Genomic DNA, 17,208 nt, shown 5'->3' on the forward strand with positions numbered 1-17,208 from the left:
CAGGATGATTCGAACCGGCGGCGGAGTTGGTCTGGGTGAGCATCGTCTGCGATTCTCGCAGCACCCACTGACAAGGAGTACTGATGTCCGATACGACCACGTCGAACCACTCGCCGATCCCGGCGGACGGCACGGTCCTGATGTACTCGACCACCTGGTGCGGGTACTGCCGGCGACTGCGTACGCAGCTCGACTCGGAGGGCATCGGCTACACGGTCATCGACATCGAGGAGCAGCCCGAGGCTGCCGCCTACGTGGAGCAGGTCAATGGCGGGAACCAGACAGTGCCCACAGTGGTCTACCCGGACGGCTCGGCGGCGACCAACCCGAGCCTCGCGCAGGTGAAGCAGGCCCTCGCGGCCTGAAAATCGGTCGCCTTCTCGCTGCGGGCACACCTACCGTTCCGAGCATGTCCGAGGCCACGCAGAGCATGCTCACCGCCGAGAGCGCGGAAGAACTCCTACGGCAGGTCTTCCCGGGCGCTTCAGTCGCCGAGGTCATCAAGCGCACGGGTGGTGAGATAAATACCGTCTTCGAGATTCGCTGCGCGCCGCCGACAGAGCCGGTCATCGTCAAGATCTACGGCGAGCGGTGGCGCTGGAAGCAGGAGAAGGAGATCCACGTCTACCGACTGCTGGAGCAGCACGACGTCGGCCCGGCGCCACGCATCCTGCACAGCCAGGACGAACAGGGCCCGCTCGGTCAGACCCTGACGATCATGACCAAGGTCGACGGAGTGCCTTTGTCCGCTGTCAAGGGCGACCTCCCCGACGCCGACGTTCGCAGCGTCTACCGGCAGCTGGGCGCCTGCCTGGCTCGCGTCCACGGCATCGCGCAGGGCAGCTTCGGCTATCTCACCACGCAGATCCACGACCCGGAGCCGACGAACAGCGCCTACATGCGCCGGCAGTTCGACAAGAAGCTCGCCGAGTTCACCGCGCTCGGTGGCGATCCCGCCCTGCACGCGGCGGTGAAGGCCCGACTCGTCGAGCGGGTCGGCCTCTTCCAGCACTGCTCCGGCGCCGTGCTCTGTCACAACGACTTCCACGACGGCAATGTCCTTGTGGCCGAGCAGCCCGGCGGCTGGGCATTCACCGGCTTCATCGACGTCGAGAACGCCATCGCGGCCGACCCCCTCGTCGACCTGGCCAAGGCCGACTACTACGCACTCCTCAGCGACCCGGCGAGGCGCCAAGCCTTCTACGAGGGCTACGGCCCCCTTCCGGCCGATGCGGAGGAGCGCATCGAGATCTATCGCATCTACCACGCCCTGGAGCTCTGGGACTGGTTCGCCTCCATCGGCCAGACTGATCCGCTGCCGGGGATCGCGGACGACATCAGGCGCATGACCGCTGCCTGAGATGCCCCGGCGGCCGTGTCACTCCTCGAGCCGGCCGCCGTACCAGTCCTCGATCAGGGAGCGGGCGATCGAGGCGCGCCCCGGTAGGCCCAGGTCGCCGTCGGCCACCGCTGCGGCTACCTCTGCGCGGGTGAACCAGTCCGCCTCGGCGATCTCGTCCTCCTGCCGCACCAGATGTGTCGTGGTTGCCCGGGCCCGGAAGCCGAGCATGAGCGACGCCGGCAGCGGCCAGGACTGGCTGCCGCGGTACTCGACGGTGCCGGGGTCGACGACGACCCCTACCTCCTCCATCGTCTCGCGCACCACTGCCTGCTCGAGCCCCTCGCCCGGCTCCACGAAGCCGGCCAGCACCGACCGCCGGCCGGGACCCCACTGCGGGCCACGGGCAAGGAGCAGCCTGTCGTCGACGTCGGTGACCGCCATGATCACCGCGGGGTCCGTGCGCGGGAACTGGTTCGTGTCGTCCTTCGGGCAGTGCTGGATCCAGCCGCCCTGCGCGACCTCGGTTCGCGTGCCGCACCGAGGGCAGTGGGAGTGCACGGCGTGCCACTGGGACAGGGCGATCGCCTCGACGACGAGCCCTTGTTCCAGGTCCGGCTCGTCGAGGGTCCGCAGCCCTGCCCACTCGACGTCGAGCGGGGGCTCCGCCTCGGCGTCGGTCAGGACCGCGGCGAGGTAGGCCACGCCGTCCGCCTCCCCGAGGAAGAGGTGCAGGCCGACGGCGAGGTGCGCGACGTCGTCGGGCGCGAAGAGCGCCACGCGCTGACCGGCCATCGCGACCCGGTTCCCGCGGACGACCAGCACCTGGGTGCCGCGCTCCTTGAGGAGGTCGCCGACCAGACCGGGCTCGGCGCGGCGGTGGGCGGCACGGTAGTGGGCGGCGCGGGCGAACGGGAGGTCGAGAGCTGACACAGGGTCGACAGTAGTCGGCCCTCCTGACACCCGGACCCCGGCCGCTCGAGCACCTGCCATCGCGGCACCACCGAACCTTGTCTCGCAAGACTTGTTTCGCAAGACTTGTATTGCAAGTCTTGCTACGCAAGGTTAGAGTTCTCAACATGATCGAAGAGCGCATCGCAACGAACCTCCGTAAGGGAGTGCTCGAGTACTGCGTGCTCGCGCTGCTCTCTCGCGGTGAGAAGTACGGCCTCGAGCTGGCCGACGACCTCACCGCACGCGGGCTCATCGCAAGCGAGGGCAGCCTCTATCCGCTGCTGGCCCGCATGCGTGAGAACGGACTCGTCGAGCCCCGATGGGACTCGTCCGGCACCGCTCGCCCCCGCCGCTACTACGCCATCACCGATGACGGCACCAGTCAGCTCACCGCGTTCGCCCAGGTCTGGACGTCGGTCGCCGCACAGGTCAACGCATTGCTGGAGGGATCACGATGACTGAGAACACGACCACTGCCGAGAGCACCACGACGACCGAGAGGACCGCGATGAACGGGAACACCGAGGGTGCCTACCTGCGTGACGTGGGCAAGCGCCTGCGATCGCTCACCCCTGAGCAGCGCGACGCGGTGCTCGACGACGTCCGGGCACACTTCGCGGAAGCCGAGGACGCCGGGCGCACTCCCGAACAGGCCGCCGAGAGCCTCGGCGACCCCGCGCAGTTCACGGAACGAGTGCGGGCCGAGCTCGGCCACGAACCGGGCGGGACCGACCGGATGAGGCGCATCCTGCTGTGGCTTGCGACCGCTGTCGGGGTCTTCGCCGCGATGTTCGTCTCCTTCTGGTGGCCGGAGGGCTCCCTCCAGGTGCCGAACACCCAGTTCCAGGCGCACGGCTTCGGAATCGTGCTGTTGAATCTGGCCCCGGCAGTGGTCGCAGCGCTCCCGAACTTCGCCACCGCGCGTGCCCGTACCGTCTTCACCGCTGCGGCGGCGATCATGCTGTCGGTCATGAGCTTCATGTTCTCCGACGGCTGGGCCTTCGCCCCCACGGCCTGGCTCGCGTGGGCCGCACTCGTCGTACCGGTCATCGCCCGCAACGGACCGCCCGCGACCGGCTGGCGGATCGCCGGCGGAGCGCTCGCCGTCCTGCCCATGGTCCTGGGTATCGGCGGAGCCCTCGTCGGCAGCTGGGGCCTGGAGCTCGGTTACGTTCTCTACACCGTCGTGGTCGCCGCTCTCGGCGTGCTGATGGCCCTCGGCAAGCCGTGGGCAGGCGTCGTTCTGGCCCTGGTCGGCGTCGCGGCGCTGGTGAGCTCCGCGCTCTATCCGGGAATGCTCACCTCGGGCGTCTGGTGGGCAGGCGGGCTGTTCATCACCCTCGGCGCGAGCCAGGCCCTCATGCACGCCCGGTCGCGCATACCCGCACGCAGGTAGCACTTCCGCGCCCAGGCTCTACCAACAAGGTGGTGTGTCCCCGTTTGGGCGGGGACACACCACCGCGCTGTGCCATGGCACGCGAACACTGCAATACGGTTGAGCACGTGTCCCGCACGCCCCTCGCTCTCGCCGCCCTCTCCACCGCCGCCGTACCTGGTCTCGACGCCCAGTCGGTGCGCGTCGGCGAGCTCGCGGGCGACTACGACGTCGCCGTCGTCACGGGGCAGGACGACCAGGAGTGGGTGGTCCGCGCACCCCGCAGCACGGTGGCCGGCGCGGCGCTCGAGGCCGAGATCGAGCTGCTGGACGCGCTTCGGCTGTACATCGACACCGGTGTGCTCCCGTTCGTCGTGCCACAGGTCGCGGGTTACGCATTGCTGCCGGAAGGTGGCCGGGCCGTCGTGCACCGGCGGATCATCGGCAGCACGCTCGACGTCGAGGCGCTGGAGCCTGGCCCTGGCCTGGCGGCAGACCTGGGCCGGGCGATCGCCGCGATCCACGAGCTGCCGACGTCGGTCGTGGAGACCTGCGGCCTGCCCAGCTACACGGCGTCCGAGTACCGCGAGCGTCGCCTCACCGAGGTGGACGAGGCCGCGCGGACCGGCCGGATCCCGCCCACCCTGCTGCGCCGCTGGGAGGCGGCGCTCGAGGACGTCTCCCTCTGGAAGTTCAAGCCCGTGGTCGCGCACGGCGACCTGGCGCCCGACCAGCTGCTCGTGGACCGGCAGCGGGTCGTCGCGATCTCGGGCTGGGCCGAGGCCCGCGTGGCCGACCCCGCCGACGACCTCGCGTGGCTCATCGCGGCGGCTCCGCTCGAAGCGGTCGACTCGATCATGGAGGCGTACCAGCTGCGCCGCACCGAGCTGAGCGACTCCCGCCTGGCCGAGCGCGCGATGCTCGTGGGTGAGCTGGCGCTCGCGCGGTGGCTGCTGCACGGCGTACGGCACCGGCTGCCCGAGGTGGTCGAGGACGCGACGTCGATGCTGGAGGACCTCGACGAGGCGACGCTCGAAGAGGGCGCGTAGTCAGAGGGCACGTAGTCAGAGGGCACGCGGTCACTCGCCGCGGATGAGCGCCTCCAGCTCCGTCTCGTCGAGCAGGCGCTCCGGCCGGACCGTCGTGTCCGAGCCGACGTAGTAGAACGCGGCGCTCACCTGCTCCAGCGGCAGCCCCGTCCAGCGTGACCACGCCAGGCGGTACACCGCGAGCTGCACCTCGCGGGCGCTTCGCGCCGCGGCGTCGAGCGGCTCGCGGCCGGTCTTCCAGTCCACGACCACCACCGCGTCCGATCCTGTGGCCGGGTCCGCGGCCGGGTCCCGGAAGACGGCGTCCATGCGGCAGCGCAGCATGACGCCGGCCACCGGCGTCTCGACGTCGACCTCCACGGCGACAGGCGTGCGGGCCGACCACTCCGAGCCGAGGAACGTGTCGCGCAGCTTGTCGAGGTCGGTGTCCTCCGGGAGGTCCTCGTCCTCGGCGCTGGGCAGGTCGTCGACGTCGAGCAGCGTGGCAGACGTGAAGAACTGCTCCACCCACTCGTGGAACCGGGTACCCCGGCGGGCGTGCACCGTGGGCTGCACCGGCACAGGGCGGCGGAGCTGGAGGGCGAACGCCTCGCGGTCCGCGGCGAGCCGCACCAGCCCGGACGCCGAGACGTGCGCCGGGAAGGCGATCTCCCGGTCGGCGTGCCGGTCCCGCTCGGCAAGGAGCATGCGGGCGAGGTCGACGAGGTCATGGCCTGCGGCGTCGGTGACGGCGCCCCTCGGCGCGGTGAGCGCGTCGGCAGGCAGGCGCATGGCGGCCAGCGCGACGAGGCGCTCCTCCGCGGCCTCGTCCACGAGCTCGGCGGTAGCACGCAGCACGTCCCGGGCGGTCAGCAACTGGCCGCCGGCCGTGTCCGGCCGCGTCGCAGCCTGGTCCTGGCCTCCGTCCGGAGCGGGCCAGACCGCCGTCAGCTCCTCCGCGTTGCGGGGGTTCTCGGCGTCCGGGGCGGGCATGGGGGCCCACAGGTCGGTGTTGACCAGACCCGCGTCGGCCAGCTCGGCGAGGAACGGGGAGACGCCGCGCGGACGGCTCGCCGAGCCCCACCACGAGGCAGTGAGGAAGAGCTCGCGCCGGGCGCGCGTGAACGCCACGTACGCCAGCCGGCGTTCCTCGGCGAGGCGGTGCTCACCGCACTCGTACTTGAACTCGTCGCGCAGCGCGATGAGGTCCTTGGTGTCGGAGGCGCGCTCCCAGCCGAAGTTCGGCAGGTCGTCCGCGTCGCCGCGCAGGTGGTAGGGCAGCTCGCCCAGGTCGGACAGCCAGCCCGACGACGACTCTCCTGAGCGCGAGCCCCTGTCCCACGTCGGGAAGGCGCCGTCTGCCAGGCCGGCCACGGCCACCGCGTCCCACTCCAGCCCCTTGGCGGCGTGCGCGGTGATCACCTGGACGGCGTCCGGGTCGGGCTCGTGCACGGGCATGTCGAGGCCGCGTTCCTTCTCCCCCGCCACACCGAGCCAGGCGAGGAACGCGCCGAGCGTCGCGGTGTCCGACGACTGCGCGAACGATGCGGCCACGTCCCGGAACGCGTCGAGGTGCTCGCGGCCACGATCGCTCACGGCTCCACCGACACCGGCGCTGGTCAGGGCGGCCGCGGTGGCCGCCTCGACGTCGAGGCCGAGCGCGCGCTCCGCCTGGACCACCAGTTCGGGCAGCGACAGGTAGGTGAGGCCGCGCAGGTCCCGCAGCAGCTGAGCCAGCGCGGTCAGCCGCAGATGAGCGTCCGGGGACAGCACCCGGCCGTCGCGAGCAGGCTTCCCGGCAGGCGGCAGGTCGTCGAGCGCGTCGACTATCGAACGGTGGTCCGAGACGTCGCCCTCGACGACACGGGGGTCGTCGTCCACAGCGCCGTCCGAACCGTCCGCGCCGTCCACCCGGGCCGCGGACGCCGCGGCCGTGCGCGGGTCGTCCATCCGCGCCAGGTCGGCCGCCCACGAGCCCAGCGCATGGAGGTCGGCCGCCCCGAGGTTGAGGCGCGGGCCGGTCAGGAGGCGCATCAGCGAGTCACCGCGGGACGGGTCGTGCGCGGCCTGGAGCAGCGCGACGACGTCGACCACCTCGGGCGTGGACAGCAGACCGCCGAGGCCGACGACCTCCACCGGGAGGCCGCGGCGGCGCAGCGCCACCTCGAGGGTGGGGAACTGTGCTCGGGCCCGGCAGAGAACGGCAGCGGTCGACCGCCCGTCCGGGTGGGCGCCGGAGCGCCAGCGTGCGGCCACCCACTCGGCGACCGCCTCTGCCTCCTCCTCCAGGGTGGCCGCCACGTGCGCCGACACCACTCCCTCGCCCGCCCCTGGCCGCAGGTCCAGCGGAGGTACCTCAACATTCGTCCCGGCCCCGGTCCGCGAGCGCAGCGGGCCCGACACGATGTTCGCGGCAGTGAGCACCGCGGCGTCGTTGCGCCAGGACGTGGACAGGTAGTGCACGGCGGCGGGGACGCCGTCGTCGCGCTGGAAGCGGCCAGGGAAGCGGGCGAGGCCCGCCGCGGAGGCGCCACGCCATCCGTAGATGGACTGGTGCGGGTCGCCGACGGCGGTCACGGGGTGGCCGCCGCCGAACAGACCGGACAGCAGCTCGACCTGGGCGTAGGACGTGTCCTGGTACTCGTCGAGGAGCACCACCTCGAACCGCGCGCGCTCGGCGGCACCCACGAGCGGCACCTCGCGGGCGAGCTGGGCGGCGAAGGCGACCTGGTCACCGAAGTCGAGGGTCTCGGCGATGCGCTTGCGACGGCGGTACTCGACGACGAGGTCCACGAACCGGGCGCGTTCGGCGACCGAGCTGATGAGCTTGTCGACGTCCTTGGTGCGCTTCTTCTGCTTCGGTCCGAGCGGGATGGACTCGAGGTGCTCTGCCATCTCGGTCAGGCGGTCGCGGGCGTCGGCAGGGTCGACGAGGTGTTCGCCCAGCGCGCTGGACAGGGCCACGACGGCGCCGGTGACGGTGCTGACGGCCTTGTCGGTGCCGAGGTCCTCGTCCCAGGACTCGACCACCTGGGACGCGAGCTGCCACTGCTCGGCCTGGCCGAGCAGGCGGGCGCTCGGTTCGACGCCGAGGCGGAGACCGTGGTCGGCGACCAGGGAGGCGGCGTAGGCGTTGTAGGTCGCGACGGTGGGCCGGTCGAGGTCCAGGCCGGCGAGTGCCTCGCCCGACTCCTCGCCCAGTGCCCGGTTGAGCTGCGCCAGCCGTGTCTGGACGCGCTGGGTGAGCTCGCCCGCGGCCTTGCGCGTGAACGTCAGGCCGAGCACCTGCTCGGGCTGGACCAGCTTGTTGGCGATGAGCCATACGACGCGCGCGGCCATGGTCTCGGTCTTGCCGGAGCCCGCACCCGCGACGACGAGCGCCGGCTCCAGGGGTGACTCGATGACCCGGACCTGCTCGTCGGTAGGCTCGTGGCGACCGAGCAGCCGGGCGATCGCGCGCGCGGACAGCCGGATCTCCGGCTCGTGCCTGGTCACTCGACCACCTTCCGTCCCTCGGGCTGCAGCGGGCAGGAACGCCGCACCGGACACACCTCGCACAGGTCGTTGTTCTTCGCCGCGAACTTCGCCGCGGCCATCGTGTCGGCGGCACCCTCCACGGTGTCGCGCGCCCAGCTGTTGCCGTCCTCGTCCGGGACGAGGGCGGGCTGGTTCCGCACGCTCGCCGACACGGTCTCGGTGCCGACGTAGACGAGGCTCGCGCCCTTGCTGACCGTGCCCTCGGGCAGGTCGAGCGCGCCCTCCTCCACCGCGAGCTGGTAGGCGCCGAGCTGCGGGTTCTCCGCCGCCTTCTCCTTGCTGGCCGCGGACTTGCCGGTCTTGAGGTCGGCCACCGTCACGCTGCCGTCGCCCGCGTCCTCGACGCGGTCGACCTGACCGCGCAGCCGGGCGCGCCCCACCTGCAGGTCGAAGTCGGCCTCCACGAGGAGCGGTTCGCCCGAGTCGGCGAGGTAGTCCGCGAGCCGCTCCACCATGCGCTCGGCCCGTTTGCGGAGCTGCAGCGACGGCCAGCCCTCGGGCAGTGCGAGCTCCGGCCAGCGCCGGTCCAGCTCCTTCTTCAGCTCGGTGAGCGAACCCTTGGGATGGCTCTGCGCTATCGAGTGCAGCAGCGTGCCGAGGGTCTGGTGTGTGGCGTCCGGCTTGGTGCCGCCCGCCGCCTCGAGCGCCCAGCGCAGGGCGCACGTGGTCACCGTCTCGACCTTCGACGGCGACACCTTCACCGTGTCCTGAGCGCCCCACAGCGGAACCTCGCTCGACACCCCGGCGACGCCGTACCAGGTGCTCGGGTCGGCCTCGGCGACGCCCGCCGCCGAGAGGTCGGCGAGGAGGGCGGCGGCGGGCTGGTTGCCCGGCGTCGAGAGCGCGGCGGCGCGCACCAGCTCCGTCCGGGCGGCGGCCACCACGCCACGCAGGTCGAGCGGTGGGCCGACCGGCACGCGCCGGGGGTCCGGCCCGTCGCCGCCGTCGTTCCGTGGCGACACGAGGTCGCAGAACACGCTGGGCGCTTCCTCCGTGTCCTCCACGGCGGTGACCAGGAGACGCCGTCGGGCGCGGGAGACCGCTACCGCGAAGGCGCGCAGCTCGTCCGTGAGGACCTGCCGCCGGGCCTCCGCGCCGACGACCCGTCCGTCCTCCGACCGGCCGGCGATGAGCTCGACGAGCGCCTGCGAGCCGAGCAGGGAGTCGCGCAGCCGCAGGTCGGGCCAGACGCCGTCCTGCACACCGGCCACGACCACCACGTCCCACTCGCGCCCGGCGGCCCCGGGCGGCGTGAGCGCCTCCACGGCGCCCGCACCCTGTGCCGACGCCGCCAGCGAGTCGGCCGGGAGGTCCTGCGATGCGAGGTAGTCGACGAACGCGGCGACCGGCGCGCCCGGCATCCGGTCCACGAAGGTCTCCGCCGCGCGGAACAGCGCGAGCACCGAGTCGAGGTCGCGGTCGGCCCGCAGGCCGGCCGGACCACCGGCGAGGGCGTAGGCGCTCCACCGCTCGGCCAGGCCGGTCGCCGCCCAGACGGCCCAGAGCACCGTCTGTGCCGTGGCGCCCGGCTCCCCTGCAGCCTCGCGCCCGGCGGCCAGCACCCGTGCCACGGCGAGCGGCCCCCGCCGCACCTGCGTGGGCAGCAGCGCGGCACGCGCAGGATCGGCCAGGACCTCGACCAGCAGGGTGTCCGACGTGCGGCCCCCGCCCGCCGACAGCTCCTCCGAGCGCAGCGCACGCCGCAGCCTGCGCAGCGCCACGGCGTCGAGCCCGCCGATCGGGGAGACGAGCAGGTGTGCGGCCGTCTCAGGGTCCAGGACCGGCTCGTTCCCGTCGAGCTCCTCGGCGATCAGCGCCTCGAGGCTCCCGCGCGGCGCGCCTGCGCACGTCTTCACGGCCGCCAGCAGCGGCGCCACGGCAGGCTCGTCCCGCAGCGGGAGGTCCGACCCGAGCAGCGCGACCGGCACCGATGCCGAGACCAGCTCACGCCGCAGCGCCGCCAGCCGCGTACCGCTGCGGGCGATCACCGCCATCCGTTCCCAGGGCGTGCCGCGCAGCAGGTGCTCGGCCCGCAGCTCACGGGCGATCCAGGCCGCCTCCTGGGCCGCGCCCGAGAGCACCGCAACCTGGACGGACGACACTGCCCCGGCAGGTGCCTCCGAGGTGGCGGGCGCCTCCGTCGCGGTGGAGCCGTCCGCCGTGGATCCGGCACCCGCCCGCGCTCCGGCGGCCTGCTCACCCCCAGCAGGCTTCGGCGCATACGCCGTCGCGCGCCGGTGCATGGCACTCGCCGACACCGGGATCCGGTTCGTCACCGCGCGCGTGACCGCACGCAGCTCGGGCAGCTGCCGCCACACCGTCCCGAGCACCATCGTCTCCGCGTCGAACGCGCCGAACGCGCGACCGGGGCCGGCCGGCGCGGCGGCACGGCCGGTGAGCCCCGGCGCGGCACCACGGAAGGTCTGGACCGCGGAGTCCGGGTCGGACAGCAGGACCAGCCGCGCGCCGTCGTCGTGCAGCACCCGCAGGAGCCGGACCGTCGCGGCGGTGGCCTCCTGGTAGTCGTCGACCACCACCAGGCCCCAGGTGGGCCGGGGCATGCCCGGCACCTCGTCCTCCCAGGAACGCAGCGACTCGGCGGCCTCGTCGATGACCACAGCGGGGTCGTAGCGCGGCCCGGCGTCGGGTGTGGCGAGGCGAAGCGCCGTCGTGTCGAGGTACTCCTCGTAGATCTGCGCCGCCATGACCCACTCGGGGCGGTCGTTCTGGCGCCCCATCTCGTCCAGCTCGACCGGGCCGAGCCCTCGCTCGGCGGCCCGCATGAGCAGGTCACGCAGTTCCTGGCGCAGTCCACGCAGGCCCAGCGACTCCTCGGGCAGACCGGCGGGCAGCGCGAGCGGCCGCCCTTCTCCGGCCACGTGACCGGCGAGCAGCTCGGCGAGCACCAGGTCCTGCTCCGGGCCCGAGACCAGGGTCGGCGTCGGCTGCTCGAGCGCGGCGGCGCGCTTGTGCAGCACCGCGAACGCGGCTGACGACGCCGTGCGGACCATCGGTGCACCGACCGTGCGCCCGGCCCGGGCCGCTACCTCGTCGCGCAGACGCGCCGCGGCCCGTCGGGAGGACGCGAGGACCAGGACGCGTTCAGGCTGCACGCCCGAGTCCAGCGCCCGCACGGCGACCTCGCACGTGACGGTGGTCTTACCCGACCCGGGCGCTCCGAGGACCAGCGTCGCCCGGTTGCTCAGCGCAGCCTCGACGGCTGCCGACTGGGTGTCGTCGAGCGGCACACCGCCCTCGACCAGCACAGATCCGGCCGCCTCGGGACGGTTCCCAGGCGGCGTCAGCCGAGGTGCGAGAGCGAAGGTTGGTGTCACGCGGACGATCGAACCACGAGCCACTGACACTCCCCGACGCCCCGCGCTGGGGCGTCGGCAATGCCCGTTTCGTCCTGTGGAAAGACGTTCAGTCCTTGTCCGGTACCGGCGCGTCGGGAACAGGCCAGGGCTCGGGGATGCAGCCGCTGGTGGTGGTGGTCTGCTGCACCATCACCGTCGCGTGCTCACCCTCACCGGCGCACAGGTCGTGGTGGTACCCGATCACATGCCCCACCTCGTGGTTCACGAGGTACTGCCGATACCGCTCTGTGCTCTCCCACGCCTGGGAGCCAGTCGCCCAGCGCTTGAAGTTGAGCACCGCGGTCTCCTCGATGCCGCACGAGAGCTCGCCGATCGTGTCCAGCGGGAGGCAGAGCCGGTCGGTCGTCCCGGGGCTGGCGAGCACCACGCGTGCGTCGTAGTCGTCGGAGTCGGTCCAGGCGAAGGTAGATCCGTCGGCGGCGTTCCAGCCGCGCGGGTCGTTCAAGGTGGCCAGCACGGACTCGGCGAAGACCTCCGGATCCACCGGCAGCCCCTTCTCGACGGCGAGCTGGACGCGCCAAACCTTCCCTTCCGCCGGGGCGCGACGAGACCCGGTGGCCACGACGAGCCTGCCGGACAGCTCCTCCTCCACCGCGACGCGCGTACCGAGCAGGCCGGAACCCGGCTCCGGCGTCGGCCCGGCGGCGGCGCGAAGGCTCGGGCTGGGCGACGGCGGCGCCGACTTCTCGACGGACGGCACTCCCGCCGAGGCCACGGCCAGTGGTTCGGGCGGCTCGGGAGCCGGCGGCTCGGGCAGCCCCTCGGCGGCCGCGCCCACGCCTGCCCCGGTCCCCGAGGCGGCCACACCCGCCTCGGCGGTATCCGGCGACGCCGCCGTCGCGGGCGGCGACGTCCGTTCGCCGGACCTGGTCGCCTCGTACGCGTTCCGCACCGCGGCGGCCGCCTCGGCGCCCAGGCTGTCCTCGACGGCTCCCGCGACGACCGCCGCGGACGCGTCGGGCTCCATGCTCATGGTGACCGCGATGCCTCCACCCAGCCCCGCCGCCAGGCAGAGGCTGAGCGCGACCACCGCCCGTCGAGGGTCCTGCGCGGCGCGGCGGCGCACCTTCCACGCCACTGAACGGCTCGCGGCCACGCCCTCCGTCAAGAGGCCGGCGGGCGCGCCTCCACGGGCGTGCCGGCCGGCGCGCCGTGCGGAGGACTGTCTGCTCACGCCGACCATGGTGCCACGCACGCGCCCGCGCGCCCATGCCCCCGTCCACAGGAATGCGGGACCGGCGCCACCGTCCGGGGCATGGTGCCGTGTCTCCTGTCGGCTCACGGCGAAACCGAGGGCAGACGGCGCCGACGCGTGACTAGGATCGACAAGCCGGGTCCCCGGATCACCGGGCACACGGCGCAATCCCCGACCGAACTGGAGTAAAAGTGGACGTCACCATCGGTGTGCAGAACCTGCCTCGCGAGGTCGTGGTCGAGACGGAGGCGAGCGCGGACGCCGTCGCGACTGCCGTCAAGAAGGCCCTGGCCGGTGGCACCCTCGAGCTCACCGACTCGCGTGGCCGCCTCGTGATCGTCCCCGGCGCCGCGATCGGCTACGTCGAGATCGGTTCCGAGGAGCAGCGCAAGGTCGGCTTCGGCGCGGTCTGAGCACGTTGCACCCCACGCCATGTGGCGGACGGCACACCCGCACGCGCCGTCCGCCACGTGGCGTTCATTACTAACTGGGCTGTTCACCGTGTTTCGCTAACCACTCGGAAACATCGTGCGCGTACCATGAATCCCGTACATCGGTTGCCCGGTCGTCACGTTCCGACCCCCGAGCCTGTGCTTCGGCCTCCCAGAGGCCGCCCCGACAGGACGCGCAGCCTGGGTCCATCCCGGCGCGCGATGATTTTCACGATCGGCTGCCGCACGAAGGCGCGATCGCCGGGCCATGAGGGCCCACCGCGCCGCGAGAGATGAAGGCGCCAGTGACTACCACAGACACCCCGGCCGCAGACGCGGTCATCGAGACAAGTCCCGAGCCGGCTACCGGTTCGGGCCCCGACTACTCCAGCCCGTCCGCCATCCAGGCGCAGAACGTGACGTTCGCGGACTTCGGCGTCCGCCCCGAGATCGTCGAGGCGCTCAAGGACGCGGGCATCACCCACCCGTTCCCCATCCAGGCCATGACGCTTCCCGTCGCGATGAGCGGGCACGACATCATCGGCCAGGCCAAGACCGGTACCGGTAAGACGCTCGGCTTCGGCGTGCCGCTGCTGCACCGCGTCGTCGCCCCCGGCGAGCCCGGCTACGACCAGCTCGTCGCCCCCGGCAAGCCGCAGGCAGTCGTCGTCGTCCCCACGCGCGAGCTCGCCGTGCAGGTGGCGAACGACCTGAGCGCGGCGTCCTCCCGGCGTAGCGTGCGGATCGTGCAGGTCTACGGCGGCCGTGCCTACGAGCCGCAGATCGAGGCCATGAAGACCGGCGTCGACGTCGTGGTCGGCACGCCGGGCCGCATGATCGACCTGCTGAACCAGGGTCACCTCAACCTGCTCCGTGCGGCGACCGTCGTGCTCGACGAGGCCGACGAGATGCTCGACCTCGGGTTCCTGCCCGACGTCGAGAAGATCCTTGCCCGCACCCCCGCGCAGCGGCACACCATGCTGTTCAGCGCGACCATGCCGGGCGCTGTGGTCTCCATGGCCCGCCGCTACATGAAGCAGCCCACGCACATCCGGGCCGCCGAGCCGGACGACCAGGGCGCGACGGTCAAGAACATCAAGCAGGTCGTGTACCGGGCCCACGCCCTGGACAAGATCGAGGTGCTCGCCCGCCTGCTCCAGTCCGAGGGCCGTGGCCGCAGCATCGTGTTCGCACGCACCAAGCGCACCGCCGCCAAGGTCGCGGACGAGCTGCAGACGCGCGGCTTCGCGGCCGGCGCGATCCACGGCGACCTGGGCCAGGGCGCACGCGAGCAGGCACTGCGCGCGTTCCGCAACGGCAAGATCGACGTGCTCGTCGCGACCGACGTCGCCGCCCGCGGCATCGACGTCGACGACGTCACGCACGTGGTCAACTACCAGTGCCCCGAGGACGAGCGAATCTACCTGCACCGGGTGGGCCGCACCGGCCGCGCGGGCAACACCGGTACCGCCGTCACCTTCGTGGACTGGGACGACGTGCCGCGCTGGTCGCTCATCGACAAGGCGCTCGAGATCGGGTACCCCGAGCCGGTCGAGACGTACTCCACGTCGCCGCACCTGTTCGCCGACCTGAACATCCCCGAGGGCACCAAGGGCCGCCTGCCGCGGTCCGCGCAGCACCTCGCGGGACTGGACGCCGAGGACGTCGAGGACCTGGGCGAGACGGGCAAGCGCAACAGCGGCTCCCGTTCCGGCGGCTCGCGCTCCGGCGCGCCGCGTTCCGGCGCGCCGCGGTCCGGTGCATCCCGCTCGGGCGGGCGGCAGGGCGGCTCGCACGGCGAGCCTCGCGCCACCTCGCGGCCCGACGGCAGCGCCGTCACCAGCGCACCGACGAGCAGCGCATCGACGAGCAGCGCCGCGACCAGCGGCGACGGCACGGCATCGGGCGCGCTCCCGGCGTCGGGCGGCGACGAGGACGGCGGCCAGCGCCGCCGCCGGAGCCGCAACCGCCGTCGTACGCGTGGCGGTCAGTCGGAGAGCTGACCGCACCGATCCGCGAAGTAGAGCGCCTGTCCGAGACTCCCTGGGTGAAGCCGGGAGTCTCGGACAGGCGCTCTACTTCGCGGGTCGCGTAGGTTGCTTCCCGTGCAGATCGAGTTCACCGCTCCCCTGTGGCAGTGGCAGGTACGTACCGACTCCTGGTGGTTCGTAACCGTGCCGCCTGACGAGTCCGACGAGCTGGCCGACCTCCCGCTGCCGCCGCGCGGGTTCGGCTCCATCCGGGTGCGGGTGACCGTGGGGAAGACCACCTGGACCACCTCCGTCTTCCCCAGCGACAAGGACGGCGGCTACGTGCTGCCCATGAAGAAGAAGGTGCGGGAGGCCGAGAGCCTCGTCCCGGAGAAGCCGGTCTCGGTGACCTTGGAGACCATCGACATCTGACGTGTCAGACACACAGGTCACTCGGGTGACCTGTGTGTCTGACACGGGTCAGACCGTGCGGACGAACTCGATGACGCCGTTCGCGATCATCTGGGTGGCGATCGCCGCGAGCAGCACGCCGGCGATGCGCGTCACCAGCGTCACGCCGGAGTCCTTGAGCACCCTATGCACCAACCCGGCGAACCGCATGGCCGCCCACGTGCAGACGCACACCGCGACGATGCCGATGCCGATCGACGCGTAGTGCCCGACGGCGGACTCGCCGGCGCTCACGCCCTGCTGCACGAACACCATCGTGGCCACGATCGTGCCGGGGCCGGCGAGCAGCGGGGTCGCGAGCGGCACCAGGGCCACGTTCTTGGCGGCCCCGCCGGCGTCCGTCCCGCCGGCGTCCATCTTGCCCATGAGCAGCTCCAGCGCGACCAGGAGCAGGAGCAGCCCGCCCGACGCCTGGAGCGCCGCGAGCGAGATCCCCATGTGCTCCAGCAGCAGCTGGCCGAACACCGCGAACACCACGATCACGCCGAAGGCCACGAAGATCGCGGTGCGCGCCGCGCGCTTGCGGTCGTGCGCGGTCATCCGCGAGGTCAGCGCGAGGAAGACCGGCACGGTGCCCGGCGGGTCCATGATCACGAAGAGCGTCACGAAGACCTCGGTGAAGAGCGCTACGTCGAACCAGCTCACCGGAGCACCTCGAGGGTGCCCTGCTCCACGATCGCCTCGAGCACCTCGGGCACTGTCGTGTTCTCGCCGATGAGGTTGCGCTTGCCCGACCCGTGGAAGTCGCTCGACCCCGTGACCAGCAGGTCCAGGGACTGGGCGATCTCGCGGAGGCGTCGGCGCGTGTCCGGGGTGTGGTCGCGGTGGTCCACCTCGAGCCCCGCGAGCCCCGCCGCGGCCAGCTCCTCGATGGTCGAGTCGGGGACCACCCGGCCGCGCGCGTCGGCACCGGGGTGCGCGAAGACCGGCACTCCGCCCGCTGCCCGGACCGCCTTGACGGTGGCCACGGCGTCGGGCGCGTAGTGGCCCACGTAGTAGCGAGTGCCGGTGCGGAGCATCGTGGCGAACGCCTCGTCCCTGTCGCGTACGACACCGGCCGCCACCAGCGCGTCCGCGATGTGCGGGCGGCCGATCGTGGTCCCGGCCTGCGTCTGGGCGAGCAGGTCGTCCCACGTGATCGGGTAGTCCTCGCCGAGGAGGGCCACCATCCGCCGGGCGCGGGACGTGCGGTCGTCGCGCGTCCGCTCCGTCTCGGCCACCAGGTCGGGGTGCGTCGGGTCGTACAGGTACGCGAGCAGGTGCACCCCGGTGCCCCAGCCGGTGGTGCGAGCGATCGCCGAGATCTCGGCGCCGCGCACCAGACCTATCTGGAAGCGCCCGGCCGACTCGGCGGCCTCGGCCCAGCCCGAGGTCGTGTCGTGGTCGGTGATGGCCAGCGTCTTGATGCCGGCGAGTGCGGCGACCTCGACCAGACGCGCTGGCGAGTCGGTGCCGTCTGACGCGGTGGAGTGCGTATGGAGGTCGATCACTCCACAAGGGTAGAGAGCCGAGGGGCCGTCGGGCGTCGCGA

General features: G+C 72.4%; 14 protein-coding genes. 8 read left to right on the forward strand and 6 right to left on the reverse strand.

Annotated elements, in window-relative coordinates; translation table 11 throughout:
* Positions 1-83: 83 nt before the first annotated feature.
* Positions 84-365, forward strand: coding sequence for a mycoredoxin (locus ACFO6V_RS21275; protein WP_377139016.1), 282 nt, complete (start codon positions 84-86; stop codon positions 363-365).
* Positions 366-409: 44 nt separating this feature from the next.
* Positions 410-1,360, forward strand: coding sequence for a phosphotransferase family protein (locus tag ACFO6V_RS21280; protein WP_377139019.1), 951 nt, complete (start codon positions 410-412; stop codon positions 1,358-1,360).
* Positions 1,361-1,378: 18 nt separating this feature from the next.
* Here the strand turns inward: ACFO6V_RS21280 and nudC are convergent, their stop codons facing one another.
* Positions 1,379-2,272, reverse strand: a complete 894-nt coding sequence (gene nudC, locus ACFO6V_RS21285) for an NAD(+) diphosphatase (RefSeq protein WP_377139023.1) — start codon at positions 2,270-2,272, stop codon at positions 1,379-1,381.
* 146 nt (positions 2,273-2,418) lie between these two features.
* Between nudC and ACFO6V_RS21290 the strand changes: the two genes are divergently transcribed.
* The 3 genes from ACFO6V_RS21290 (at position 2,419) to ACFO6V_RS21300 (ending at position 4,717) form a co-directional block, all read left to right on the forward strand.
* Positions 2,419-2,751: a PadR family transcriptional regulator gene (locus ACFO6V_RS21290; RefSeq protein WP_377139025.1), complete on the forward strand. Its 333-nt coding sequence runs from the start codon at positions 2,419-2,421 to the stop codon at positions 2,749-2,751.
* Complete coding sequence (locus tag ACFO6V_RS21295) at positions 2,748-3,689, forward strand: HAAS signaling domain-containing protein (RefSeq protein WP_377139027.1); 942 nt, start codon at positions 2,748-2,750, stop codon at positions 3,687-3,689. The genes ACFO6V_RS21290 and ACFO6V_RS21295 overlap by 4 nt, the downstream gene beginning before the upstream one ends.
* A 107-nt stretch (positions 3,690-3,796) precedes the next feature.
* Entirely contained in the window at positions 3,797-4,717 is a 921-nt protein-coding gene (locus tag ACFO6V_RS21300) for a phosphotransferase (RefSeq protein ID WP_377139029.1), read from the forward strand.
* A gap of 30 nt (positions 4,718-4,747) precedes the next feature.
* On the opposite strand, the gene ACFO6V_RS21305 is transcribed toward ACFO6V_RS21300, so the two are convergent.
* The 3 genes from ACFO6V_RS21305 to ACFO6V_RS21315 form a co-directional block, all read right to left on the reverse strand.
* Entirely contained in the window at positions 4,748-8,191 is a 3,444-nt protein-coding gene (locus ACFO6V_RS21305) for a UvrD-helicase domain-containing protein (protein ID WP_377139031.1), read from the reverse strand.
* Positions 8,188-11,568 carry an ATP-dependent helicase gene (locus ACFO6V_RS21310; protein WP_377139034.1) on the reverse strand — a complete coding sequence of 1,127 codons (3,381 nt, stop codon included), beginning with the start codon at positions 11,566-11,568 and terminating at the stop codon, positions 8,188-8,190. The genes ACFO6V_RS21305 and ACFO6V_RS21310 overlap by 4 nt, the downstream gene beginning before the upstream one ends.
* Positions 11,569-11,656: 88 nt before the next feature.
* The gene (locus tag ACFO6V_RS21315; RefSeq protein ID WP_377139037.1) at positions 11,657-12,784 is read right to left on the reverse strand and encodes a DUF3152 domain-containing protein; all 1,128 of its coding nucleotides are present in this window, start codon (positions 12,782-12,784) and stop codon (positions 11,657-11,659) included.
* A gap of 212 nt (positions 12,785-12,996) precedes the next feature.
* On the opposite strand from ACFO6V_RS21315, the gene ACFO6V_RS21320 reads away from it, so the two are divergent.
* From ACFO6V_RS21320 to ACFO6V_RS21330, 3 genes are all read left to right on the forward strand, one after another.
* The gene (locus ACFO6V_RS21320) at positions 12,997-13,218 is read left to right on the forward strand and encodes a DUF3107 domain-containing protein (protein ID WP_377139040.1); all 222 of its coding nucleotides are present in this window, start codon (positions 12,997-12,999) and stop codon (positions 13,216-13,218) included.
* A gap of 311 nt (positions 13,219-13,529) precedes the next feature.
* Entirely contained in the window at positions 13,530-15,239 is a 1,710-nt protein-coding gene (locus ACFO6V_RS21325) for a DEAD/DEAH box helicase (protein ID WP_377139042.1), read from the forward strand.
* Positions 15,240-15,341: 102 nt separating this feature from the next.
* Positions 15,342-15,638, forward strand: a complete 297-nt coding sequence (locus ACFO6V_RS21330; protein WP_165827082.1) for a DUF1905 domain-containing protein — start codon at positions 15,342-15,344, stop codon at positions 15,636-15,638.
* Positions 15,639-15,686: 48 nt separating this feature from the next.
* On the opposite strand, the gene ACFO6V_RS21335 is transcribed toward ACFO6V_RS21330, so the two are convergent.
* Positions 15,687-16,322, reverse strand: a complete 636-nt coding sequence (locus ACFO6V_RS21335) for a MarC family protein (protein ID WP_377139046.1) — start codon at positions 16,320-16,322, stop codon at positions 15,687-15,689.
* On the reverse strand, positions 16,319-17,167 hold the full coding sequence (locus ACFO6V_RS21340) for a PHP domain-containing protein (RefSeq protein ID WP_377139048.1): 849 nt from the start codon (positions 17,165-17,167) through the stop codon (positions 16,319-16,321). Before ACFO6V_RS21340 ends, ACFO6V_RS21335 begins: the two co-directional genes overlap by 4 nt.
* Positions 17,168-17,208: the final 41 nt, after the last annotated feature.

It is taken from the genome of Promicromonospora alba, assembly GCF_042654905.1.
GTDB classification, from domain to species: domain Bacteria; phylum Actinomycetota; class Actinomycetes; order Actinomycetales; family Cellulomonadaceae; genus Promicromonospora; species Promicromonospora alba.

Coding starts and splice junctions, on each gene's coding strand:
- ACFO6V_RS21275 (WP_377139016.1), top strand. CDS start 84: ATGTCCGATACGACCACGTCGAACCACTCGCCGATCCCGGCGGACGGC.
- ACFO6V_RS21280 (WP_377139019.1), top strand. CDS start 410: ATGTCCGAGGCCACGCAGAGCATGCTCACCGCCGAGAGCGCGGAAGAA.
- ACFO6V_RS21290 (WP_377139025.1), top strand. CDS start 2,419: ATGATCGAAGAGCGCATCGCAACGAACCTCCGTAAGGGAGTGCTCGAG.
- ACFO6V_RS21295 (WP_377139027.1), top strand. CDS start 2,748: ATGACTGAGAACACGACCACTGCCGAGAGCACCACGACGACCGAGAGG.
- ACFO6V_RS21325 (WP_377139042.1), top strand. CDS start 13,530: ATGAAGGCGCCAGTGACTACCACAGACACCCCGGCCGCAGACGCGGTC.